Source organism: Vibrio xiamenensis, from assembly GCF_900100015.1.
Taxonomy (GTDB): Bacteria; Pseudomonadota; Gammaproteobacteria; order Enterobacterales; family Vibrionaceae; genus Vibrio; species Vibrio xiamenensis.
The window spans coordinates 17,697-41,670 of the sequence record NZ_FNDD01000027.1; the positions used below are offsets into that span (position 1 = coordinate 17,697).

Sequence of the window (23,974 nt, forward strand, 5' to 3'; positions counted from 1 at the left end):
TGTTCTCCCTTGTAACCAACAGGAAGAAGCCTATGACGATTCGAAAACTTTTCGCTCGAGTATTCTCATATATCTTTTATGCGCTGGCGGGGCTGGTGATTATTTCTAGTTTCTTTTCCGCCTATCAGCTTTATATTCACGGCGAAGACTTAACCGAAGTGATCATTAAAATCATTAACTCAAACATCATCGCTATTGCGGTGTTTGAACTGGCCATGGTGATCAATAAAGAGTATGGCGATGAAGATCAGCATGATGTGGTGGTTTTGCTGCGCCGTACACTGCCGCGCTTTATCGGTACCGCTTGTGTGTCGCTCGCTCTTGAAGGGCTTATCATGGTGATCAAATACAGCCAGATGGAGCTAGCCGGAAATTTAATGTACCCGGTGGCGATTATCGCTAGCGCCGCATTCTTGCTGATCGCTCTAGGCGTATTTCTTAAATATGTGCCGGACCCAGAACAAACAGACCTTCTCGAAAGCAACCAATAGGCATAAAAAAACCGCGCCTAATGGCGCGGTTTGCTGTTTTGCTACGCAGTGGCTAGCAATGAGGGATGATCACATCATGCCGCCCATGCCACCCATACCGCCCATGCCACCCATATCAGGCATTGCAGGGCCATCTTTTTGCGGTAGGTCAGTAACCATAGCTTCCGTTGTGATCATTAGACCAGCAACCGATGCGGCAAATTGTAGTGCGCTACGAGTCACTTTAGTTGGGTCAAGGATACCCATCTCTAGCATATCGCCGTATTCGCCTGTCGCTGCGTTGTAGCCGTAGCTACCTTCGCCAGCTTTCACGTTGTTGGCAACAACAGAATCTTCGTCACCCGCATTTTTGGTGATCTGACGGATTGGCGCTTCCATTGCACGAAGGGCTACGCGAATACCAACGTTTTGCTCTTCGTTATCACCAACTAGGTCAGCCACTTTTGAAGCCGCGCGAATCAGTGCAACACCACCGCCCGCAACCACGCCTTCTTCAACGGCTGCGCGAGTCGCGTGCAACGCATCTTCAACGCGGTCTTTCTTCTCTTTCATTTCAACTTCAGTTGCTGCGCCAACTTTGATAACCGCAACACCGCCAGCTAGCTTAGCTACGCGTTCTTGAAGTTTCTCTTTGTCGTAGTCAGAAGTCGCTTCTTCGATCTGTTGACGAATTTGCGTCACACGACCTTGAATCATGGTTTCTTCACCAGCACCGTCGATAACCGTAGTGTTTTCTTTGGTGATCGTTACACGTTTCGCTTGGCCAAGATCTTCAAGTGCCACTTTTTCAAGCTCAAGACCGATCTCTTCTGAAATCACAGTACCGCCAGTTAGAATCGCGATATCTTGTAGCATCGCTTTACGACGGTCACCAAAACCAGGTGCTTTAACTGCCGCAACTTTCACGATGCCGCGCATGTTGTTAACAACCAAAGTCGCTAGCGCTTCGCCTTCGACATCTTCTGCAATGATAAGTAAAGGACGAGACGCTTTTGCAACCGCTTCTAGCGTTGGAAGCAATTCACGGATGTTCGAGATTTTCTTATCAACCAATAGGATGAATGGGCTTTCTAGTTCAACGCTGCCCGCTTCTTGGTTGTTGATGAAGTATGGTGATAGGTAACCACGGTCAAACTGCATACCTTCAACCACATCAAGCTCGTCTCGTAGTGCTTGGCCTTCTTCAACAGTGATAACGCCGTCACGGCCTACTTTTTCCATTGCTTCGGCAATGATATTACCAACCGTTGAATCAGAGTTCGCAGAGATAGTACCCACTTGAGCGATAGCTTTAGTGTCTTCACAAGGTACAGACAGTTTTTTCAGCTCTTCAACCGCTGCAGCAACTGCTTTGTCGATACCGCGTTTAAGATCCATTGGGTTCATACCCGCAGCAACCGCTTTTAGACCTTCGTTAACGATAGATTGAGCCAATACGGTCGCTGTAGTAGTACCGTCACCCGCTGCGTCGTTTGCTTGTGACGCAACTTCTTTCACCATTTGTGCGCCCATGTTTTGGAACTTATCTTCAAGTTCGATTTCACGTGCAACAGAAACACCATCTTTAGTGATGGTTGGTGAACCGAACGATTTGTCCAGTACTACGTTACGGCCTTTAGGGCCAAGAGTGACTTTTACTGCATCCGCCAGAACGTTCACACCTTCTAGCATTTTTACTCGTGCGTCATTACCAAATTTAACGTCTTTAGCAGCCATGTTTTTGTTTCCTTTCTAAATTCGATTGTCGTTTTCGCTGTGATTCAGAATTGAACTACTCAACGAGTGCTTAAATTATTCAACGATAGCCATGATGTCGTTTTCAGACATAATCAGAACTTCTTTACCGTCGATCTTTTCAGTTTTAGTGCCGTAGCCCTCTGCAAAGATCACAGTGTCGCCAACTTTAACGTCCAACGGCTGAACTGTGCCGTTTTCTAGGATGCGGCCTTTGCCTACAGCCAGAATCACACCGCGAGTTGATTTTTCCGCAGCAGAACCGGTAAGAACAATGCCACCTGCTGATTTCGATTCAACTTCTTGGCGCTCTACGATAACTCGGTCGTGTAATGGACGAATGTTCATCGGTCGTCTCTCCTGAATATTTCCATGTTGATTTGATGAATGCGCGATACCACAAAGGTATCAAAGCGTTGTGATACATATGTTGGGGAGTGTGATCAGGTTTCCAAGGGCAGCAGAAGAAAAAATTGTGATTTGATTAACGAAATGAACCGAACATGGTACGTGATGGATGCTGTGGCGCCGAAAAGAATCAGGCTCCTAAATAGGAGCCTGAATAATTACTTATAAAAAGTTTAACTCAACTTTCTTTTCGAAATGCAAAACGAATTAATACGATTCCAACACCGAACATTGCACCAAAAAACGTACCAAGCACAGCGACTAATGCTCGTTTGGGTTTATCACGAGAAATAGGTTGTTCCACATCTTCTAGGAGCTTGTAGGTTTGAAACCGAACATTACGATCAACTTTCAAGGCATCAAGCATTTTTAATTTGGCGTTAATTTGCTCTAAACGTGGCTCGACAACACTTAAATTTTTCACCGATTTTAAAACTTTTACTTTTTCATCCAAAGCCTTGGTGCCCAAGTCTATATCAAATAACTCGTCTTTGTTGTTACCAGACAGTATTGGTCGGTGAACTTGAGCTGCTTTCGCAATCTCTAAAGCATATTTAGCCCTTTCAGCTTCAACTTCCAACTCACCTTTAGCTTGAGTCTCCAGAATATTTTTTTGCTGGATCAGTTCTTTCTTCTTAGCTTGAACCAAAGACTCCAGGTTATTCAATGCATCCGCATTCTGGTGTGCTTGAATCAAGTCAAGGTAGTCAATGAGCAACTCATAACTACTCGTTTTAGTAGTGGATTGCAAACTTAATCTATATGGTGAACTAGGAATATTAGGCTCACTAAGAGTTGCTGATATTCTTTGAAACCATTCGGCATATAAGCTGCGCAAACTATCCTTCAAGCTATCTTCATCCAGCCCTTGTTGCTCCAAAGCGACTTTAAAAGTTTGGAACTGCACACTGGTATCAAGAAAATCACTTTTGTTATTATTTGAGTTGAAAGCACTAATAAAGCGCTGAAATAACACATTGGGATTAACCAACGCATCCAACTCCGTACTCACCAATACAGTTCCGTCATCTTGATAAACATCAAAAACTGGCTGGAACTGTTTTACTTGCTCTCGATATGCCGCAATATCCTGTGGTAAAGGTGATGAAATCAATGCGTGGGAAGACCACCATTGCTGCGCAAGTAAGGCATAACTAATCGCGCAAGCCGCGCCAAGTAGAGTAAAAATAACAATACTTAGCTTTCCTGCCCAAAGCGCGCTAACGAGCTCTTTAAGATCAATTTCATCGCGGCTCTGAGCCATATTCTGGTTAAAATTTGTTGGATTAGAGTTAACCACTCGGTATCGCCTTTCTGCTCATTATTTAGCGGCTTACTATACATCCACACACCCAAAAAGCAGCCTCATAAATGAGACAAATGACCTAACTCTGACAAAACGCAGAGCGTATATTAAACATGAGACCTAACCATTCTGCTTCCCATAAATGCCGTCATAGATAACTCGCTTAAATTGTAAATACTTTTCTTTATTAACTTGATCCGACATAATGACCAAGTGAAGAGAAGAGGCTTGATATGAAGACAATCGATCGGATTTTACAATCCATCAAACGTGACGGCGCAGTGACCGCTAAACAACTAGCACAAGAGTTGGATATGACTACCATGGGTGCCCGTCAACATCTTCAAGGCCTTGAGGATGACGGTATCCTTGCGTTCCATGATGTAAAAGTAAAAGTTGGTCGCCCTACTCGTCATTGGTCTTTAACTCAGAAAGGGCATGCGCAATTTGCTGACCGCCATGGTGAATTAACCATTCAGATGATCGATGCGGTTGAAGCGGTTTTTGGTCAAGACGGGATTGCAAAAGTCACGGCTGAACGTGAACAGCACACTATTGAAGCCTATAGGCAAACTTTAATCTCAGCAAAATCTCTTGAAGAGAAGCTTCAGATATTGGTCGAACTGCGAGAGCAGGAAGGGTATATGGCCGAATTGCAGCAAAGTGACGATGGCTATCTACTGATTGAAAACCACTGTCCAATCTGCAAAGCGGCATCACGCTGCCCAAGTCTGTGTAAGTCGGAATTGAACGTCTTTCAGGCTTTGCTTGGTGACGACTGTCAAATCGAGCGCAGCGAACACATTATTCAAGGCCAGCGTCGTTGCACCTATCGCGTGATTCCGCGCTAACGCTCACCCACCAGCGATCCTTCAATACAACTTCGTATAGCTAAGACTTGGTACATTGCAATTGCTGCTGTGCAAGAAAATGACACTGCTCCCTAATTCGGTCTTAAAATTGAGAATAGCATTATCCACTCTGCCAAACGCTAATTCCTTGCGTATGCTTATAGTACTTTGACATCACTTGAACGTCGCTGAGCAAGGAAGACTCATGTACCAAGCAACTCCAGAACAAAAGCTGCCACCTTTCGATGAATTGGTTGAATTAGCACAGAAAAACCCAGCTGCATTTGAGCAGTTTAAGCGCGATATGTGCGAAGAGATGATTTTATCGGCATCTAGAGCCATGCAAGATAGGTTGTGGGCACAGCAAAGTCACATCGATTTGGTGGTCAAAAAGTGTAAGAACCCCAACCAAGCTAATGTGCTACTGATGTCTGAGCTTTCCGAGCAGATGTGTAAATTTCAAAGTGCGTTAGAAGGCTCCCCTACGCAAATGCAACCCAAAGATGTGGCTGACATCATTCCTTTTCCAAACCATAAAAACAAAGATTGGCGATAACTCGATTCGCCAATCTTATTGTTCAATACGCTTTATTGAGCAGCGGCTTTGCTAGTAAAGACCATTAGTTAATCTTGACCACGTAGTGAGATTTCCCCACCAATAAAGGCTTCGATACCTTGCTCTGTTTCAAGCAGCACTGCGCCTTGCTCATTGATTCCGCGCTCAATACCCACAATTTCTCGTTCGCCCATTAACAGTTTTACTTTGCGTCCAAGGAAGTTATCTAATGGGTTCCAGCGTTCAACGAAATGGTTCATACCATGCAGTTCATAATCACTGAGCACTTGATGCAGCGCATTCACGAGTGCAACCGCCAACTGGTTACGGTCAAAACTACGACCTTGCAGAATCTCCTCAACCGAAGTCCACGGCTGGGTAATGCCGGGCGTTTGAGCCGGCATCATCAGGTTCATCCCCATGCCGATAACTAAATTTGCCGCCGCGCCAGCTTGACCTGACATCTCAACCAAAATGCCCGCCAGTTTTTTATCTTGATAATAAAGGTCATTTGGCCACTTTAATTTAACCCCTTCAATGCCAACTTCTTGCAGTGCTTCTACCACGGCAACACCAACAACAAGACTTAGCCCCATCGCTGCCGCCATGCCCGCGTCAAGGCGCCAGAACATCGACATATATAAGTTGGAGCCAAATGGCGACACCCATTCACGGCCACGCCTACCGCGTCCTTTGCCTTGATATTCAGCAATACAAACACTGCCGGATTGCAACGAATCCACTCGTTCAAGCAAATATTGGTTGGTCGAGTCGATGATCGGTATCAACTCCAACGGCTTGGTTGTATTTTCGCTGAGCATCTTCTCATCCAGCAACTGCAACGGCTTCGCCAATTGGTAGCCTTTACCCTGAATGCGGAAAATATCCACACCCCATTGCTGAATACCTTTGATGTGCTTACTGATCGCAGCGCGCGAAACGCCAAACTGTTGACCAAGCTCTTCGCCAGAGTGGAAGCCGCCTTGAGAAAGCTGCTTTAATATCGCTAATTTTACCGTGTGCTCTTTCATCGACGTTCCATTAACTGGTCTAAATAGGTTTCTTGTTGATTGGCCATAAAGCGCACTTCATGTTCAAGGTGAATTTGATAGCGTTGCCATACGTGGTCGCGCACTTTCGCCGCCAACTGAACCACATCGCTCGCGCTAGCATGATTGGCATTGACGATCACTAGCGCTTGCTTAGGATGCACCTGCGCGCCGCCAACACTGACCCCTTTCAGGCCGCACTGGTCAATCAACCAACCCGCCGCGACCTTCATACCATCCTGAGCCGGATACGCCACCAGTTCGGGAAATGCCGCTTTTAACTGTTGGTAGTGCGCCAAGCTAATCACTGGATTTTTGAAAAAACTACCAGCGTTACCTTGCTCGTTAGGGTTTGGCAATTTGTCGATACGAGTTTGACACACGATGTCATAAATCGCCTGCGCAGTAATCGCATCCTCTGCGAGCGCTTTTAATGGACCGTATTCTGCTTTGGGTTGCCATGACTTACTCAGGCGAAGCCCAACCGCCACCACGATTGCACGCTGATATAAATCATGTTTAAAAATCGAATCTCGATAACCAAACTGGCACTCTTGATTACTCAACCTTTGCGTTGTCAGGCTATCTAAATGCAATATATCAACGTATTCACACACATCTTTAAACTCGACACCATAAGCACCAATATTTTGGATCGGCGCCGAGCCCGCGCAGCCAGGTATTAAAGCGAGGTTTTCAAGCCCCGGCATATGCTCAGCTAAGCTCCACTCGACAAGCGCAGGCCAATCTTCGCCGGCGGCAATATGCAGATGCCAAGCATGCTCAGATTCGGTGACGCTTTTTCCTAGCAGCTGATTAACCATCACCACACCTTGATACGGCTCGGTAAACAGCATATTACTGCCTTTACCAAGCATCAGCTTAGGTAAGGCTTGCCACTGTGGTTGCTGATAAGCTTGAATGATGTCTTGTACTGAGTGAACCGTAACAAGATGCTGACACGTTTGTTCAATACCAAACGTGTGGTAGGCAGATAAATTCGCAGGGCTTTGTGATTGCATGGGCTTGATGAATTCAATTAAACTTCAAGTATTCTACAGGATAGGGAAAGCAGCGAACAACACGCCAGTGTCAAACCTGCTGTGATTCAACACCATATCACACATAGCGACACGGCTCGCAGCATTTCAACTAAAGGCAATCCCACAACCATGAACTCACTGACCATTTCACGCCTCGACCCGTTGAAATACCCACTGATCACACGTTTTTACAAAACTCACTATCCGGTAGCCAAGGCAAAAAGAGACGAACTGACTTTTGTGGGATATCATCAAGAGCAACTGGTTGCAGTTGTTCGATTTCGTTCCATAGAGCAGTATCGTTTACTGACGGGAATGGCGGTTGCACAGTCTCACCGAGGCTCAGGGTTTGCGCATCAACTGATGCGTTTTTGCCAAGCACAAACGCTGAGTTCGGCAGATTACTGCTTTGCATACCCGCATCTTAGCGACTTCTATGCTCAACATCATTTTCAAGTCATCGACGTCGACCAATTGCCTAACGCATTAAAAACTTTGTTTATTCGCTATACGAATAGCGGTAAAAATTTGATTCCGATGCATTACTTAGCAGACATTCAATGATTTCGCGGCGATTTCTAGCCATGGTAGATTGAGATTTGATACTATGCGGAGTCTGCAATTTTGCACACAGTTAAGGTAAACCATCTAACATGATAAGCAATAGGAACCTATTCAATCAGCTACCGACCATTGCTCAAGATCCTGCTCAATTTGAAACGCTCTTTACAGCAGCTGATTTCAGAACGCGCCTGATCCAAGCAATCAGGGAGGCCAGCAAGCGAATCTATCTTGTTGCGCTTTATTTGGAAGATGATGAAGCTGGTCGCGAAATCCTCTCAGAGCTCTATGCTGCCAAACAACGTAATCCCGAACTTGAAATTAAAGTGTGTGTCGATTGGCATCGTGCACAGCGCGGTTTGATTGGCGCAGCCCCGGGTGAAACTAATGCCGCCATGTACCGAGATTTTGCAGAGCAGCATCAACACAAGATTCCAGTTTATGGCGTGCCAGTGCGCGGCCGTGAAGTCTTTGGGGTACTTCACCTTAAAGGCTTTGTGATTGACGATCAGGTGATCTACAGCGGCGCCAGCCTAAACAACATCTACCTGAATTACAAAGAACGCTATCGCTTTGACCGCTATCAGATTATTGGCAACGCCAAGTTAGCGGACAGCATGGCAAAATTTGTCGATGAACAGATGATTGCTCAGGCTGCAGTTCATAACCTTGCGAGCGAGAACAAACCGAGCACCAAAGACATCAAACTGGACATTCGCCAGTTTAGAACTCTACTTGGTAAAGCCATGTATGAGTTTGAATCGGAGCCAGTCTCGGAACAACAAGTCGCGCTAACTCCGATTGTTGGCGTAGGTAAAAAGCGTAATCGCCTAAACCAAGGCATCAACCACTTATTGTCAATCGCGCGCGATGAAATTTTCATCTGCACTCCGTATTTTAACTTTCCGCGCAGCGTCGCTAAAGAAGTACGCCGCGCTCTACGACGTGGTGTTAAGGTCACGATTGTTGTTGGGGATAAAACCGCCAATGACTTCTACATTCCGCCGACTCAAACCTTCAAAACCATTGGTGGGCTGCCTTATCTTTACGAACGTAATTTGCGCCAGTTTGCCAAAAATAATGAAGCCAATATTGCCAGCCGCAAACTGTCTATCCACCTGTGGAAACACGAAGACAACAGTTTCCATTTGAAAGGCATTTGGGTAGACAAGCGCTACATGCTCATTACGGGTAATAACCTCAACCCGCGAGCTTGGAAATTGGATTTGGAAAACGCGATTTTAATCCAAGACCATTACCACCATCTGACGCCGCAGTTTGAAAAAGAAGCGGAGAATATTCTTCAGCACACCCAACTTATCTGTACTTATAAGCAACTGGAAAAAGTCGAGAACTATCCTGAAGCGGTGCAGAAACTGATGCGTAAGATTACTCGAGTCAAAGCCGACCGAGTTCTCAAACAAATTCTCTAGACACAAAAAAGGCCAGTTATTCACTGGCCTTTTCTCTACTTCTCTACTTCTCTACGAGGGTGACTCAACCCACATCATCTCTTGAGATTAAATAACGACTTGATAGCCTAAATCTTTGAGCTGCTGTGCGAGTGACGACTTACTCTCCGTTTCACCGTGAATTAAATGAATCTGTCTTGGCTTGTTATCAATCCCAGTGACAAACTTCACTAAATCAGTTTGGTCGGCATGGGCGCTATAACCAGACATAGAATGAATGTTGGCGTTAACCTTAACCTTCTGACCGTCAATCTCAACTTCATGAGCTCCCATCTGCAGTTCACGCCCCAACGTACCCTCAGCTTGATAACCTGAGAAAATCACATCCGTGCGCGCATCAGGCAATAGTGATTGTAAATAAGCCATCACTCGACCGCCTTGGCACATTCCCGAAGCGGCAATCACTATGCTCATTTCACCTGTTGATGCCAAACGATTCACCAGCCGTTGATGCTGTCGAAAATCTTTAATCGTGACGCATTGTTCAAACGATAGAGGATGACGATGAGCATCCAAGCGCTCTTTGGCTTCCGTTGCCCATAGTTGTTTAAACTTTCGATAAGCACGTGTGACTTCGTTTGCCATCGGAGAATCAAGGATAATTGGGATTTGGGCATCCAACTGCAGAGAATGGATTAACTGCTCAATATCAAACAGTAGCTCTTGAGTACGTCCAACACTAAAAGCAGGAATAATGATGGTTCCGCCGTCTTGAAGAGAACGCTCTATAATCGCTTTTAACCTATGCCCTCGCTCTGATACCGTCTCATGGCACTTGTCACCATAAGTCGATTCGAGGAATAGATAATCAGCACGAGAAGGTGAAATAGGGTCGGGAAGCAGTGGCTTATCACATGGGCCAAGATCGCCCGAAAACACCACGATTTCTTGATTGGGAAGCTGAAACTCAATAAATGCAGAGCCCAGAATATGCCCGGCCGGATTAAGCCGAAAATAATGTGGCGCATCTAGCCCCTCGACTTGATGCCAAACGTCATACGCCACAGGCTTAATCAGATCTCGAATCACATTAAGTACTTGGTCTCGCTTTGAGCGCCCCATCGCCAACTGCAAACTTAACCCATCATCTAACATAAGCGGTATGAGTTCAGCAGTCGCATGCGAACAATATATCGGTCCCTTGAAGCCCGCCGCTAACAACCATGGAATTCGACCAATATGATCAATGTGAGCATGGGTCACGATTAACGCTTTGATATGCTCAATAGGAAAATCAATCTCCAACAGCTTTGCGTCATGCCCCTGAAACTGACCGCAGTCGACAAGAACGCTCCCACAATCCAGTACCAGCTCATGGCAAGAACCCGTCACCGTATCCTTTCCACCGTGGTGAATAACTTGCATTGTCCGACCCCACTTATTAATTAATAGAAGCCTTATCTCTACAGTAAAATTAATAAGTAGAACAGGTACATCTCAGGCTACGCGACTGCCCTAACACATCAAATAACAAATTAAGCAACTTAATGTATGACTTCTTGATTTACTTCAGATTCGTCTTGGTCATGGGAAGCTTTCCACACCAAATCACCAATACCGTCAGTAGGGTTAAAACCTGTAGGAGCTTCAAGAAGAAGATTACGAATTGTTTGATGATCGAAGTCGTGACAAGCTGTATCTAACTTTTGGAATAACGCGTCATATTCACTAGGAGATAAACAAACCTCTTGGGCAGTCATGATTCGAGAATGATCAGTTTGGTTTACATTGTCGCCAATTAACAGCTCTTCAAACAACTTCTCTCCAGGACGAAGTCCGGTAAATTTAATTTCAATGTCGCCGTAAGGATTATCATCTGATTTCACTTCTAAGCCCGATAGCTGAATAAGGTTTTTGGCTAAATCAGTGATCTTGACTGGCTCTCCCATATCCAGAACGAATACATCACCACCTTTACCCATCGCCCCGGCTTGTATTACCAGCTGAGCCGCTTCTGGTATGGTCATAAAGTAGCGAATAATATCTGGGTGAGTCACTGTTACAGGGCCGCCTTTTGCTATCTGCTTTTTAAACAGAGGGATAACTGAGCCAGATGAGCCAAGTACGTTACCAAACCGAACCATACAAAATCGCGTTGAGGTACCCGTTTGCGAGATTGCCTGCAAACCAAGTTCTGCCATGCGCTTAGTCGCCCCCATAACATTTGTGGGTCTCACTGCTTTATCTGTTGAAATCAAAACAAATGATTCCACATTGGCTTCTACTGCGGCTTTTGCTGCGTAATAAGTGCCGAATACATTGTTTCTCACACCTTCGACAACATTATACTCAACAAGAGGAACATGCTTATATGCCGCGGCGTGGTAAACCGTTTGAACTGAGAAAGATTTCATCACTGTTGATAGGCGGTTAATACGCTGAACTGACCCCAAAAGAGGTACAACAGTCAAATTTAACTTATATTTTTCAATCAATAGGGATAATTCTCTATCGATTTGATACAAAGCAAATTCTGATAATTCAAAAAGCACCAGTACTTTAGGTTTTTGCCGGATGATTTGACGACATAACTCAGAACCGATAGAGCCACCAGCACCAGTCACCATCACAACCTTATCTGTAATATTGGCTTTCATCAAAGTCGGTTCTGGTTCAACAGGATCCCTACCAAGCAAATCTTCTATATCGACATCTTTGAACTCATCAATGCTTGCACGTCCTTCCACAATATCTTGCATATCAGGAATAGTTAGCACTTCAGCCGGAAATGGCACTAACGAATCCAAAATTTCACGACGCTGAGTTCGTGATGCATTAGGTACTGCGAGCAATATCTGTTTAATGCCATATTTTTCGATTAAATAGTTGACTTTGCTTACATCGTAAACCGTTAAACCCATAATAACCGAGTTTCGGAGAGCTCTATCTATATCTATAAAACCAACAACACGATGCGTTTCAGAAGTTCTTAATGCATGAGCCAACTGCCGACCAGCAGCCCCTGCACCATAAATAAGTACTTGTTTTTTTCCCTTTGCATCAACCTGACTAACAAGAAATCGAAAGATTAAACGCGAAGATCCACATAAAAAGCACAAGAACAAACCATAAATGAAAGGAACTGAGCGAGGTACAAATGCATCAAAATAAAACGCGAATACTGCCACTGACATAGCAGAGATCAACGACCCCAATGCAATTACTGCCAATGCCTGAAAAGTTAAATAGCGCAATACTGCTCGATAAAGCCCCAGCTTAATAAAAACAGCAATAGTCGTTATAATTGTCGCCAAAATAACGTATCGAGCTATAGGTGAAGACAGAGGTTCAACCGTCCCGATTCGAGCCCAATAAGCACCATATGCAGAAACCACAATAAAAATAATATCTATTGTGATACTAATTAACCGCTTATAAAAACGAGGCATTCCCCAAATAAAGTTAAGTTTATTCATTATTTTTTCTCAGAGACAGACATTACAAGCATTATTTAATAGCATCACCTGAACCAGAACCTGTTACAGTTTTTATTATGTATTTAAAGTAGTTTCTCACACTTAAGGTATCGATCATTTCTCTATCTACTTTTGCCAATAAATCTGGTGTTGACATATCTATATTTTGGATTTGAGCAAGCCCAGTTATCCCTGGTAGAGCATCATAAATACCAAGTCGCTCTCTCGCTTCGATGAGCTCTTCTTGATTAAATAAATTTGGACGAGGGCCCACCAAACTCATCTCACCTTTAACCACATTTATTAATTGTGGAAGTTCATCAAGTTTCGTTTTGCGTAAAAATCCACCCAACTTGGTAATGGAAGACTCATTGGCTAGATGACTTGCCACAGAACGAGTGTCTAGTGACATTGTCCGAAATTTAATAAGATTAAATGCTTTTTGGCCTCTTCCCACTCGTTTCTGAATAAAAATAGGATGACCAGTATCAAATAACCCAACTAAAAATACTATTAACAGAATAGGGGAAAAACATACCAAACCTATAAAAGCCAATACAAAATCAAATAATCTAATCATGATCGTTGTCATTCCCAAAAATCTTATTATATTTATTGGTGTCTATTATGTAATCAGAAAACAATTGTTTATACAGTTTTTCTTTGTTTATACACAATAACTTAAAAAGTGCCAATGGAATTGGAGTATGATAAACCTTTTTAGGTAAAAACAATTTATCAACCAATTCCTTTGTCGACAAAGGATGAGCATCAGAAACTAAATACACACCAGATATGTTATTTTCACAAGGTTCAACGACTCTATTTATAACATTAACTAGATTATCTACTGAAATAAAATGACGTTTGTTATTAACTGAACCAAATGGTGAAAACCTAAGTCGACTGACTAAATCTATTAAAGTTCTTAAATTACCTTTAACATTCATTCCATAAACAAGTGGAGATCGAAGTATAACAACATTCATTTGTGTATTATCAGAAATGGTAGTCAAGGCTTTCTCACATTGAGCTTTTGCAAGTGCAGATGAATCATTAGGAAGCAGTTTAGTTTCTTCATTAACAAATGAAGACGAGGCTAAACCATATACTATTGTTGAGCTCAAATAAATGAACCTATTAATTCCATTTTCAGAAGCTAACTTAGCAAAGTTGATCACTGAAATATTGTTAACTTCGTTAATTCTAGCATCATCAACATTACGTAATTCATCATGAGCAATCCCAGCAAGATATACTACAGTATCACAACCATCAAATATTTTAGGGTCATTAAAGTTAATAACATCATCTAAAATATATTGTTCCACTCCTACTAACGATGTATTTTCCTTTCTAACTAAAATTCGTTTTACATCATTATTTCCTTGTAGAAAATGACTACCAATAAATCCAGTTGCACCTGTAACCAAAATTGATGACATATCACAAACCTTTTTTTGATATTTCTTCTAATGCATCTGACAGTTTAGAGACTAAGGAATCTTTATTAAAATACTCGCTAGCATATTGGTAACCATTACAACCCAAGTTAATTCTTTCTTTTTCATTCAATAGTGAAAATTTTTCCAAATTTTCATACAAAGAATGAAAATCTCCAGACTTACAACAGTATCCGCAATTCGCTTTAGCAATTAACGCCGCAGTAGAGCCGTCTATCATCCCAATGATAGGTAAAGAAGCCATCATATATGATTGCACCTTTCCCGGAATAGTCCTTGAAAATATATCATTTGTTTTTAACGAGACTAAAGCTGCATCCGCTTGAGAATAGAACCTAGGCATATCCTCTAAAGGAAATTTTCCATGATAAACCAAATAGTCTTGTAGTTCATATTTGACGATATTTTGTTCCAGTTCATGCCGTTTACGCCCATCACCAACGACCTGAATTTGGACATTTAGCTTATTCTTTTTAATCAATTTTGAACATTCAACTACAGCATCAAAATCTTGAGCATCGCCAATATTACCGGCAAATAATACTTTTATCTTACTACTATCATTTTCCTTTACTTGTATTTCTCCAAATATATCTTCTGCAAAATTAGGAAAGATCATTGTTGGAGTATTTGATAAATCTGTCTTTCTTATCGCATCTATATATTCTTCAGACTGAGCAAGTATCAGATCACATTGAGCGTAAATATATCTAACAAGTTTTCTGACCCAATGAATAACTCGTTGTGACTTCACTATACCAACTGCTTGTAGAGATTCTGGCCATAAATCTAGAGACCACATAACTAGCGGTATTTTTTTCTGCTTTTTTATAAAAATGGCAGGTAAAACAGAAGTGATAGGGCTCAATTGACAAGCAAAAATAACGTCATAGCTTTTATTCTTCAACAACCGAGAGCCATTAAACGTTGCCGAAAAAGCAAAAGATACATAATTCAAAAATAAATTAACACTACCCTTTTTTCGAGGTCGCATAGGAACTCGGAACACATCAACACCAGATAGGTTTGAGTAGTTATTTGGCTCATCTATGTACTCTTGAAATACATCGCCATCTGGATAATTTGGTTTTCCAGTGAGAACAGTAACGTCATGTCCCTCATTTTTTAAAGAGACAACCAAATCATTAATCCTAAAATTTTCTGGCCAAAAATACTGAGTAACAACAAGTATCTTCATTAAAAATACTCTTTCCAAACGACCCGTTTTACGTAATCAGTATAAGAATGGATAATTCTGACCACCTTATCAGAGACATTTGGCATACTGTAATCGTAGACTTGACGTAATAAACGCATTTCTCCATTAGGTTGACTTTCCAAAACTTGCAAAGCCTGCATAACACGTTCGACCTCTAGCCCTACCATCATTACTGATGCTTCTTCCATACCTTCAGGGCGTTCATGAGCTTCCCTTAAATTTAAGGCCGAGAAGTTCATAATTGACGATTCTTCATTAATAGTACCACTATCAGACAACACAGCTTTTGAATTCTTTTGCAGGTGATTGTAGTCGTGGAAGCCTAACGGTTTAAGGAGACGAATATTTTCGTGGAATTGAATTCCTTGCGATTCAATTCGATTGCGCGTTCGTGGATGAGTAGAGACAATTACAGGCAGATCATAGTGTGCTGCTACTGTATTCAATATACCGACTAGTTTTGCTAGTTGTTTCGGAGAATCAACATTTTCTTCACGATGTGCGCTTACAACAAAATACTGATCTTTTTTTATACCTAAACGCGATAAGACATCAGAAGAATCAATTTGAGGCATATAATGATTAAGCACTTCAAACATAGGGCTACCCGTCTTTATAACGCGATCAGCAGGTAAGCCTTCAGATAATAGGTAATCACGAGCAATGGAGCTATATGTCAAATTAATATCAGAAGTATGATCGACAATACGGCGGTTAGTTTCTTCTGGAACGCGTTGGTCAAAGCAACGATTGCCCGCTTCCATGTGAAAAATAGGAATTTTGCGTCGCTTCGCAGGTAATGCAGAAAGGCAGGAATTTGTATCCCCCAAAACTAACATTGCCTCCGGCTTTAGTTGTTCTAATACTTCATCGACCTTAATGATAACCTGACCAATCGTTTCAGCTGCGTTTTTACCCGCAGCATTCAAAAAGTAATCAGGTTTACGAACTCCAAGATCGTTAAAGAAAACTTCATTAAGCTCGAAATCGTAGTTTTGTCCGGTATGAACTAAAGTATGCTCACAATACTCATCTAATTTTGCCAATACACGCGACAAGCGAATAATCTCAGGGCGAGTACCCACTACCGACATGACTTTCATTTTTTTCATTTTAATTCTCTTAAACCATTACAATGGACGCGCAAAAGTATCAGGAGCGTCACGGTCAAAAATTTCGTTAGCCCAGAGCATAACAACCATTTCTTCATTGCCGATATTAGTGATGTCATGTGACCATCCGGGAACTGTTTCAACAATCTGTGGGGAACTGCCATCAGTTCTAAGTTCATAACGCTCGCCAGTAGAAATATGCTCAAATTTAAACAAAGCAGAACCCTTCAAAACAAGAAATTTCTCATTTTTACTATGGTGGTAGTGCCCACCACGAGTAATTCCTGGATGCGCAGTGAAGAAAGAGAACTGGCCTGATTCTTTTGTTTTCAACATTTCACAAAAAACACCGCGTTCATCACCATAACTAGGAATTTTATAGCTGAACTGGTCCGGTTTCATATAACTAAGATAAGTTGAATACAGAGCCCGTATAAGCCCTGAACCGACATTCTCTGTAACTAGACTCTCTCTACTGTGTTTAAAATCGGCTAAAACTTCTGCAACGTATCCAACCGTGGTCGAGTATTCTGGTTCAATTTTTAAATATCCAGCAGGAATAGTACTGTTCGTTAGGAGTTCAACTAACTGTTTACAAACATCATCTATATAAACCAGCGTTACTGGCGCGTTAGAATCATGAATGTTTATGTCAATATCGTTTAGTGTGTTGTAGCAGAAGGTAGCCACGAAAGAATTATAATTTGGTTGGCACCACTTACCAAAAACGTTGGGAAAACGGTAGATATAATATGCTCCCCCGGTCTCTTCACCATATTGCTCAACAGCTTTTTCAGCCAGAAGCTTACTCTTGCCATAAGAATTATCTTTTTGAGCTTGTGTCGAAGAACTCACAACCAAAGCTGCTTTTTTGCCTGACAGTTTTAGCTGCTCAACAATAAACGCCGTAAAATCTGTATTACCTGTTTGGAATTCTTCTTCATCTAAAGGGCGATTTACTCCCGCTAAGTGGTACACAAATTCGGCGTTACTTAGAGCATCTATAAGATGTTCTCGTTTAGTTTCCCGATCTATTTCAACAAGATCTTCGAAACCCTGTTCTCTAAGCTTTATGCACAAGTTTTTGCCTATAAACCCTTTTGCTCCCGTAACTACAATTTTCATTTAAACTCCTTCAGGAACAACTAGACTGCCAGCAGCAATATCTGCGATGAAATCTAACTTATGCAATAGTTGAACCATGCCTTCTACATCTAACCGTTCTGTATTGTGTGAGTTATAATCTTCTACCAAGGATAAATCTTTATCCCCTTCCTCATGATACTTAGAATAATTAAGATCACGATTGTCAGAAGGGACGCGATAATAATCACCTTGGTCTTCTGCTACAAACATTTCCTCTCGGCTACACAATGCCTCAAATAACTTTTCTCCATGGCGCGTCCCTATAACGTTAACTTGGTGGTCAGGCCTATTAGTAATTTGAAGCAACGCTTTCACCAAGACATCAATTGTGGCTGCTGGTGCCTTTTGGACAAAAATATCGCCGTTGGTTCCATGCTCAAAAGCATGTAAAACCAAATCTACAGCGTCATTTAACGTCATCATAAAACGAGTCATATTAGGATCGGTTATGGTAATAGGCTGACCGCTAATAATTTGGCGCAAAAAGAGTGGGATAACGGAACCACGAGAAGCCATAACATTACCGTAGCGGGTGGCAGATATAACCGTCTTTTCAGGATCGACATTACGAGACTTGGCGACAATAACCTTTTCCATCATAGCTTTAGATATACCCATAGCATTGATTGGGTATACCGCTTTGTCAGTACTTAAACAGACGATTCGCTTAACTTCATTTTGGATTGCCGCTTCCAATACGTTTTCTGTTCCGAGAACATTGGTCTTCACAGCTTCCATTGGATGAAACTCACAAGAGGGAACCTGCTTTAATGCGGCTGCATGGTAGATATAATCCACACCACGAGTAGCATTTAAAATACTTTGGTAGTCACGGACGTCGCCAATATAGAATTTTAGCTTACTGTTATTGTATTTTTTTCGCATGTCATCTTGTTTTTTCTCGTCTCGGGAAAAAATGCGAATTTCTTTAATATTCGTATCCAAAAAACGATCTAACACTGCGTTACCAAACGAACCGGTTCCACCTGTTATCAATAATATTTTGTTATTAAACATAATGAGCCTTAGTTAATAATTTCCCAATAATGCAATGCTCGTTGCTTAGGTGTTGGGATTGATTCAGAGATACTTCTTCCGCGCTCTAGACGCTCAGAAGAAAAAACTTTATTTTCAAAAGAATCATATATTTTTTCTGCAATATCATATGCATCTGTTGCATCGAAATATACGGCAACGTCCGTACATACTTCAGTTACAAATGGATAGTCTGCAGCAATTACAGGAACTGACATCTTCATGGCTTCTAGTGGGGCTGCAGAAAAACACTCAAGCATACTAGGAAATATTAGAGCATCAATATTATGGTAAAAATCTGGACATTGGTCTATTGTCAGTTCACCCACACTATGAAAATTTTTCCTATCAATAAAATCAAGAGTCTGCATTTCCTCGGCTGTTAATGTAAAGACAAAATTCACTTTGAAGTTAAACTTTTCACTTAATATGTCACTAACAGCTCCCAATATATCGAGATTTTTATGCGTATAATTTCTACCGACAAATCCTAATATTGGAGCATCCTCATCTAATATAGGAAAATCACAAATTATAGAGGGAGCACCCCCATCAAAATAGCTACTCACTGTATTAGAAACGACATGAATCTTATTATTAAATCCTTTCGATACTAACGCTTTTTTTATATGTTCATGTTCTACAACTAACACTTCATAATTTTTAAACAATAATTCTTGGATTTTATATTTTATTTTATTTTTAACTCTATTTAAAAAACTTAACTTATCATAGGCATCATTTTTCGAATAAGCGATCCATGGTTGTGCAAAACCGACAATAATTCGCTTTGCTGGAAGCCTATAATATATTGGACCAAAGACTACAAAACAAGTATTGTATTCTGATCCAGATGGAATTTTTCCTTTACGAAAAGCACCAAAAAAATCTTCGACGTAATACCTTTTGAAACAAGATGTATCGACTCCAAGCTTTGCCAGTTCACTATCTATACGACTTGAAACGAGTAAATCGGTATTCTCCTTCGAGATTATATCACTTTGTGAAATCTCTTGAATAAATGAGATCGCTACTTGAACGCCACCGCCTGCATGAAGATTACCAGCGAAAATTAAATTACTCATGATAGTGTTCTCAAATATGTACTTTTCGAAATAAAAGAATCGTGAAGAAAAGAGTTACCGGATAAACGAAAAAATATGGAAAATCAACAAAAAAGAAATTACCAAAGAACATAAAAAAAAGTCCTTTGCAACAAACTGCAATGATCAAAAGATACCTTGTGTTTCGTATTGCTTTCCTATAAAAAAACTGAATAAATAAACCTATCAAAAAAGAATATATAAACACTCCTAATAACTTCAGGTCATGATAGAAAAAATAAAGGTAGGTTTTGGCATTAAAAAAAGACGACTCTTCCATTACAATATGGAAATTATTCAGTTCATAATCTGAAGAATACGGAAATCTTAGTAAGAACTTAAGAGAAGACCATATGTATGTCTCATGAAAACTACTATTTACAAGTTTATTAACATTTTCAAAATTATATGCAGTATAAGTGTAAAAAATACTAAATACAGTACCCCACTTTCCAGAAAACTGTGAAAAAACAGCACTATTATCTGACAATCTAGACATTGTCATAAGAACAACAGACAACAATATGATAGCTATTATAAAAAAGAACCTAATTCTATGACGTGGACGACCAATATAAAATAAAAAAACAACTCCTGCCAAATACTGTGTTAATTCATCTCGAGAAACTTTATATAATGCAATAGTAATTATTGTATATAAAGAATAAAAAACTATGACTGTAATTCTTCTGCGAGTTAATACAGCAGAAAACATTAATTCAAAAAAATAGCAGATCCCAATGATAGGAGTTAGTAAATCAATATAATGTAAACCAGTAATACCTGGTGGAACTAATTCTTTTATATCAATACCTAGTCCTGTATGAAGTATTGTCGGAGATAATATATGAGATTTAAATCTCATAATAAATACAAATACAGAACACAACGCAAGAAAATCGATCGTTAGCCTATATTTTTTAGTTATATATATTTTCCTAATATCGTACTTTCCGACAGAGGGGAATACATATGCAGGCAATAAAATAGAGAGCCCTCCTACCCACATTACTACATGGGTAGCAATAGACCAATGAGTTTGGAGTTCACGGTTAAACCAAGGTTCATATGAAGATATAGCTACTAATAAAAACCATAGACTGGAAGCCAATATAAGTGGATGGTTTATATTTTTTAAAATAAATCGCCCACTTATAAGTATAATAAATGAAGCAAAAAGATATATAAAGCTTAACACTTTTCACTCCATTTTTTATTAAAAACGATAATTAACATATAGAATAGTAACAAAATATAGCCAGATAACGTCTTAATCCAAACAACTGACTCCAAAGAATCATTTGTAGCAAAAAACAGAAGAGACATATATGTAAACAATGAAGCTATCAAAGAAAAAACTAGAAATCTCCTTAAATCTAACGCGTTAATAACGTGATAGAGAATAGCTGTAATTGAATACGGAATAACACCTAACGACGCTATTACCATTAATGGATAGAGATTCTCATACTTAGTATATGGTAAGAGAAAATACATAAGTGTATTTGCTAAAACAATGGAAAATAAAGAACCAAAGAAAACGATACTTTTCTCTTTAAGAAAAAATATTCGGTTTTTTTCAATTACTTGAATAACAACTTTTGGAAAAATTAGTTCTGTAAGTATAGATGGAACGGTAAATAAAGAGGCAAATATAAACATAACAACACTGTATTCCCCAAGAGCCATTCTATCAAATTTTTCTTCAACATATAATCTATCAACCACAAGAAACGAGTAGTTTAAAATAGAAACAAAAAATAGCATCCTAGATGTAGAGAACATTCTCCCCATAATCACAGTCCTCAAATATTTTGAAGAAGGAAAATGAAAGTCCCTAGTAACAATTGGAATAGCAAAGTAACCGAATGCCATAAGAAACGACAAAGGGTACACTATCAAAAATGCTTTAAAAGAATAAAAAACTGAACATAAGGAGATACAAAGAGGTAAAAAATAACATTTGAGCAATAAAATATTTACTATTTCCAATCGCCCAGTAGCTCTATGATAAGCTTTTATAATATTTATATAAGAAAGAAAAAGCCCGACTACAGTAAAACTTAATAAGACCTTATTATCATCATTATATATAAATAATAAAACAAAAAATAAAAAGCTTACAATAGTCATAACACAAAGTGATACGAATAAGTAACTTCCTTTAATTTTTTCATTTCTTGTTACAGGAAGATATCTATCAAGAGAGAAACGTGTACCTAGATGAGTATAATCTAAGCCCTGAAGCCATACCTTAGCGAGAGCAATATCACCAAGAGTTTTAGCAGGGAGATGGTACATGAAAACTAAATTCAGAAGTATATTTACCCCTTGAATTCCATAGTTAACAGCAATATAGAATAACTTACTCACTTCGAGCTCTTTTCACATCATCGATAACTTTATTATAAAAGTCATCTTTCATATTAATTCCAGACTGTATGTTATTGCCCATCTCTTTATATTTTAATCTAAATAAAGAATTGTAATCATCACCAGGGCGAATTTGTCGTTTCGGTAATACATCCGAATGGTATAAATTATTAAAACTATGATAAAGCACTATATGTGCTCGTTTAATTTTATCATGATCTAGTGGTTCAATATTTGTAATATCATCGAGAACTCGATAATATTCCTCTACATCATTGGGTTCGATGCAAATACCAAAACCATAATAATAACCTTTACCGGCTGTTACTGCAGGAATTCCAGCGCAACTAAATTCTATACCTGCAGTTCCTTTGGCGGTCACGATATAATCTGCCGAATCAATTATTGAAGCACTACTATAATCAGAAGGAAGTATGACAATACGATTTAAATTATTTTGTTCTATAATTGTCTCTACTCCCCCCTTTTCCCCCCACATATAAGAACTAGGGTGTGATTTTACAAAGCAGTTAATATTTTCATTACCATTTAATCTTATAAGCGTCTTTTCAAGAAAATCATAATAATCTAAAAAAAGAATTCCCTCTCCAACATGTGGGGCATCAGAAAATGCATGAGCCATAACAAAGACATTTTTTTTATCTTTATCAAGCTTATTCGTTATCTTTAACGTCTCCTCTCTTGAATATTTCTTTTTGTCTTTATAGGCATTTATTACATCAACCTGATCGTTGATACCTAATACTCTTGACATGAAGTATTTTTTTTCATTCTCCATATCACTATTTTTCAAAAAATAATCGAAATCGTCATTTTTTATTTTCAAAAAATGCTCATTTATATTTCCATCTGGTGTGTATAATTTATATACATCCATATCTTTCAATAAAACAATACCACCATGATGATGTATTTGCCGACACATCATTCCGTACTCAGAGTATACGTTATGGCTTGTTACTAGAATAGATGCATTGTTTTTTTGAATTATTTTCTTATTTGAGTAATAAAAACAAAAAGCTCTAAATATGATTCTTCCGTGTGTGAAAATATTTAACTTTTTGATACTATAGCTATTAGGAATATTTCTAACTAGAGAATCATATATTAAATCACCTACCTGTAAGTTATTTATAGAGTAATTTACAAGTCTCTCACCAGTTTTATTAACGAAAACTACAATCAAAGTTTTCACTATCGCCGGAAAAACAATATTTGGATTAACGTAGTTTCTCCACCAATTGTAAAATTCTTCGATCTTAAAAGACTTATATATTGGTATGACATTACTAGTTCTATCCACTAGCCCTCTGACGAACACTTTTATTGGCAATCCTGTTGCAACTTGTGCGGCTTTTGCTAATCGTGCTTTTTCTACAATACTCGTAGGTGAATCCAAAAAACCTTCAATCAGAATTGAACCAACACTGTCAGGCCGAGATAAGTCACTCCACTGTTGAGAATTCAACTTGATAAAATTACTTTCTTCTTCTGATAAATAATATTTATTGAATAATTTTTTTACCCTGTTAAAAAAACTCATACTAAACCTAAAAATAAATAAACCGTAAAAATAGCCATGTAAATCAAAAAATAAAATACTAATAGAGATAAA

General features: G+C 39.8%; 22 protein-coding genes. 5 read left to right on the forward strand and 17 right to left on the reverse strand.

Going from position 1 to position 23,974, the window contains the following annotated elements; translation table 11 throughout:
• Positions 1-32 precede the first annotated feature (32 nt).
• Positions 33-491 carry a hypothetical protein gene (locus BLS03_RS18515; RefSeq protein ID WP_218122022.1) on the forward strand — a complete coding sequence of 153 codons (459 nt, stop codon included), beginning with the start codon at positions 33-35 and terminating at the stop codon, positions 489-491.
• A 69-nt stretch (positions 492-560) separates the two neighbouring features.
• On the opposite strand, the gene groL is transcribed toward BLS03_RS18515, so the two are convergent.
• The 3 genes from groL to BLS03_RS18530 form a co-directional block, all read right to left on the reverse strand.
• Positions 561-2,207: a chaperonin GroEL gene (gene groL, locus BLS03_RS18520; RefSeq protein ID WP_093277568.1), complete on the reverse strand. Its 1,647-nt coding sequence runs from the start codon at positions 2,205-2,207 to the stop codon at positions 561-563.
• A 75-nt stretch (positions 2,208-2,282) separates the two neighbouring features.
• A complete protein-coding gene (locus BLS03_RS18525) occupies positions 2,283-2,573 on the reverse strand; it encodes a co-chaperone GroES (protein ID WP_068330739.1) in 291 nt (96 codons plus the stop codon).
• A gap of 238 nt (positions 2,574-2,811) precedes the next feature.
• Entirely contained in the window at positions 2,812-3,897 is a 1,086-nt protein-coding gene (locus tag BLS03_RS18530; protein ID WP_093277716.1) for an LPS O-antigen chain length determinant protein WzzB, read from the reverse strand.
• Between the two features lie 275 nt (positions 3,898-4,172).
• On the opposite strand from BLS03_RS18530, the gene BLS03_RS18535 reads away from it, so the two are divergent.
• Positions 4,173-4,790, forward strand: coding sequence for a helix-turn-helix transcriptional regulator (locus tag BLS03_RS18535; protein WP_093277571.1), 618 nt, complete (start codon positions 4,173-4,175; stop codon positions 4,788-4,790).
• Positions 4,791-4,995: 205 nt separating this feature from the next.
• The gene (locus BLS03_RS18540) at positions 4,996-5,346 is read left to right on the forward strand and encodes a DUF3135 domain-containing protein (RefSeq protein WP_093277573.1); all 351 of its coding nucleotides are present in this window, start codon (positions 4,996-4,998) and stop codon (positions 5,344-5,346) included.
• A gap of 68 nt (positions 5,347-5,414) precedes the next feature.
• On the opposite strand, the gene birA is transcribed toward BLS03_RS18540, so the two are convergent.
• On the reverse strand, positions 5,415-6,377 hold the full coding sequence (birA, locus tag BLS03_RS18545; RefSeq protein WP_093277576.1) for a bifunctional biotin--[acetyl-CoA-carboxylase] ligase/biotin operon repressor BirA: 963 nt from the start codon (positions 6,375-6,377) through the stop codon (positions 5,415-5,417).
• Positions 6,374-7,417 carry a UDP-N-acetylmuramate dehydrogenase gene (gene murB, locus BLS03_RS18550; protein WP_093277579.1) on the reverse strand — a complete coding sequence of 348 codons (1,044 nt, stop codon included), beginning with the start codon at positions 7,415-7,417 and terminating at the stop codon, positions 6,374-6,376. The genes birA and murB overlap by 4 nt, the downstream gene beginning before the upstream one ends.
• Positions 7,418-7,567: 150 nt before the next feature.
• Here murB and BLS03_RS18555 point away from each other — a divergent pair, with 150 nt between their 5' ends.
• The gene (locus BLS03_RS18555; RefSeq protein ID WP_093277581.1) at positions 7,568-8,002 is read left to right on the forward strand and encodes a GNAT family N-acetyltransferase; all 435 of its coding nucleotides are present in this window, start codon (positions 7,568-7,570) and stop codon (positions 8,000-8,002) included.
• A gap of 89 nt (positions 8,003-8,091) precedes the next feature.
• The gene (pssA, locus tag BLS03_RS18560; protein WP_093277583.1) at positions 8,092-9,432 is read left to right on the forward strand and encodes a CDP-diacylglycerol--serine O-phosphatidyltransferase; all 1,341 of its coding nucleotides are present in this window, start codon (positions 8,092-8,094) and stop codon (positions 9,430-9,432) included.
• An 87-nt stretch (positions 9,433-9,519) separates the two neighbouring features.
• On the opposite strand, the gene BLS03_RS18565 is transcribed toward pssA, so the two are convergent.
• The 12 genes from BLS03_RS18565 to BLS03_RS18620 all read right to left on the reverse strand — a co-directional run bounded on the left by BLS03_RS18565 (position 9,520) and on the right by BLS03_RS18620 (position 23,902).
• Positions 9,520-10,836 carry an MBL fold metallo-hydrolase RNA specificity domain-containing protein gene (locus tag BLS03_RS18565; protein WP_093277585.1) on the reverse strand — a complete coding sequence of 439 codons (1,317 nt, stop codon included), beginning with the start codon at positions 10,834-10,836 and terminating at the stop codon, positions 9,520-9,522.
• 119 nt (positions 10,837-10,955) lie between these two features.
• Entirely contained in the window at positions 10,956-12,887 is a 1,932-nt protein-coding gene (locus BLS03_RS18570; RefSeq protein WP_093277587.1) for a nucleoside-diphosphate sugar epimerase/dehydratase, read from the reverse strand.
• A 31-nt stretch (positions 12,888-12,918) separates the two neighbouring features.
• Positions 12,919-13,467 carry a sugar transferase gene (locus BLS03_RS18575; RefSeq protein ID WP_093277591.1) on the reverse strand — a complete coding sequence of 183 codons (549 nt, stop codon included), beginning with the start codon at positions 13,465-13,467 and terminating at the stop codon, positions 12,919-12,921.
• Positions 13,460-14,332: an NAD-dependent epimerase/dehydratase family protein gene (locus BLS03_RS18580; protein WP_093277594.1), complete on the reverse strand. Its 873-nt coding sequence runs from the start codon at positions 14,330-14,332 to the stop codon at positions 13,460-13,462. Before BLS03_RS18580 ends, BLS03_RS18575 begins: the two co-directional genes overlap by 8 nt.
• 1 nt (position 14,333) lies before the next feature.
• Complete coding sequence (locus BLS03_RS18585) at positions 14,334-15,548, reverse strand: glycosyltransferase family 4 protein (RefSeq protein ID WP_093277597.1); 1,215 nt, start codon at positions 15,546-15,548, stop codon at positions 14,334-14,336.
• Complete coding sequence (wecB, locus tag BLS03_RS18590; protein ID WP_093277599.1) at positions 15,548-16,681, reverse strand: non-hydrolyzing UDP-N-acetylglucosamine 2-epimerase; 1,134 nt, start codon at positions 16,679-16,681, stop codon at positions 15,548-15,550. The genes BLS03_RS18585 and wecB overlap by 1 nt, the downstream gene beginning before the upstream one ends.
• Positions 16,682-16,699: 18 nt before the next feature.
• A complete protein-coding gene (wbjC, locus tag BLS03_RS18595; RefSeq protein ID WP_093277602.1) occupies positions 16,700-17,806 on the reverse strand; it encodes a UDP-2-acetamido-2,6-beta-L-arabino-hexul-4-ose reductase in 1,107 nt (368 codons plus the stop codon).
• Entirely contained in the window at positions 17,807-18,844 is a 1,038-nt protein-coding gene (locus BLS03_RS18600; RefSeq protein WP_093277604.1) for a polysaccharide biosynthesis protein, read from the reverse strand.
• Between the two features lie 8 nt (positions 18,845-18,852).
• Entirely contained in the window at positions 18,853-19,947 is a 1,095-nt protein-coding gene (locus tag BLS03_RS18605) for a glycosyltransferase family 4 protein (RefSeq protein ID WP_093277607.1), read from the reverse strand.
• 10 nt (positions 19,948-19,957) lie between these two features.
• Complete coding sequence (locus BLS03_RS18610) at positions 19,958-21,163, reverse strand: O-antigen polymerase (RefSeq protein WP_093277609.1); 1,206 nt, start codon at positions 21,161-21,163, stop codon at positions 19,958-19,960.
• Positions 21,157-22,338: an MATE family efflux transporter gene (locus tag BLS03_RS18615; RefSeq protein ID WP_093277611.1), complete on the reverse strand. Its 1,182-nt coding sequence runs from the start codon at positions 22,336-22,338 to the stop codon at positions 21,157-21,159. Before BLS03_RS18615 ends, BLS03_RS18610 begins: the two co-directional genes overlap by 7 nt.
• Positions 22,331-23,902 (reverse strand): capsular polysaccharide export protein, LipB/KpsS family, encoded by a 1,572-nt coding sequence (locus tag BLS03_RS18620; RefSeq protein WP_093277613.1) that lies wholly within the window; start codon positions 23,900-23,902, stop codon positions 22,331-22,333. Before BLS03_RS18620 ends, BLS03_RS18615 begins: the two co-directional genes overlap by 8 nt.
• Positions 23,903-23,974: the final 72 nt, after the last annotated feature.

Bases quoted from the DNA above. Each gene is read 5' to 3' on its own strand.
- wecB (WP_093277599.1), bottom strand. From the start codon at position 16,681: ATGAAAAAAATGAAAGTCATGTCGGTAGTGGGTACTCGCCCTGAGATT.
- BLS03_RS18530 (WP_093277716.1), bottom strand. From the start codon at position 3,897: ATGGCTCAGAGCCGCGATGAAATTGATCTTAAAGAGCTCGTTAGCGCG.
- BLS03_RS18575 (WP_093277591.1), bottom strand. From the start codon at position 13,467: ATGATTAGATTATTTGATTTTGTATTGGCTTTTATAGGTTTGGTATGT.
- BLS03_RS18535 (WP_093277571.1), top strand. From the start codon at position 4,173: ATGAAGACAATCGATCGGATTTTACAATCCATCAAACGTGACGGCGCA.
- birA (WP_093277576.1), bottom strand. From the start codon at position 6,377: ATGAAAGAGCACACGGTAAAATTAGCGATATTAAAGCAGCTTTCTCAA.
- murB (WP_093277579.1), bottom strand. From the start codon at position 7,417: ATGCAATCACAAAGCCCTGCGAATTTATCTGCCTACCACACGTTTGGT.
- BLS03_RS18565 (WP_093277585.1), bottom strand. From the start codon at position 10,836: ATGCAAGTTATTCACCACGGTGGAAAGGATACGGTGACGGGTTCTTGC.
- wbjC (WP_093277602.1), bottom strand. From the start codon at position 17,806: ATGAAAATTGTAGTTACGGGAGCAAAAGGGTTTATAGGCAAAAACTTG.
- BLS03_RS18585 (WP_093277597.1), bottom strand. From the start codon at position 15,548: ATGAAGATACTTGTTGTTACTCAGTATTTTTGGCCAGAAAATTTTAGG.
- BLS03_RS18555 (WP_093277581.1), top strand. From the start codon at position 7,568: ATGAACTCACTGACCATTTCACGCCTCGACCCGTTGAAATACCCACTG.
- pssA (WP_093277583.1), top strand. From the start codon at position 8,092: ATGATAAGCAATAGGAACCTATTCAATCAGCTACCGACCATTGCTCAA.
- BLS03_RS18515 (WP_218122022.1), top strand. From the start codon at position 33: ATGACGATTCGAAAACTTTTCGCTCGAGTATTCTCATATATCTTTTAT.
- groL (WP_093277568.1), bottom strand. From the start codon at position 2,207: ATGGCTGCTAAAGACGTTAAATTTGGTAATGACGCACGAGTAAAAATG.
- BLS03_RS18620 (WP_093277613.1), bottom strand. From the start codon at position 23,902: ATGAGTTTTTTTAACAGGGTAAAAAAATTATTCAATAAATATTATTTA.
- BLS03_RS18540 (WP_093277573.1), top strand. From the start codon at position 4,996: ATGTACCAAGCAACTCCAGAACAAAAGCTGCCACCTTTCGATGAATTG.
- BLS03_RS18525 (WP_068330739.1), bottom strand. From the start codon at position 2,573: ATGAACATTCGTCCATTACACGACCGAGTTATCGTAGAGCGCCAAGAA.
- BLS03_RS18580 (WP_093277594.1), bottom strand. From the start codon at position 14,332: ATGTCATCAATTTTGGTTACAGGTGCAACTGGATTTATTGGTAGTCAT.
- BLS03_RS18600 (WP_093277604.1), bottom strand. From the start codon at position 18,844: ATGTTTAATAACAAAATATTATTGATAACAGGTGGAACCGGTTCGTTT.
- BLS03_RS18605 (WP_093277607.1), bottom strand. From the start codon at position 19,947: ATGAGTAATTTAATTTTCGCTGGTAATCTTCATGCAGGCGGTGGCGTT.
- BLS03_RS18570 (WP_093277587.1), bottom strand. From the start codon at position 12,887: ATGAATAAACTTAACTTTATTTGGGGAATGCCTCGTTTTTATAAGCGG.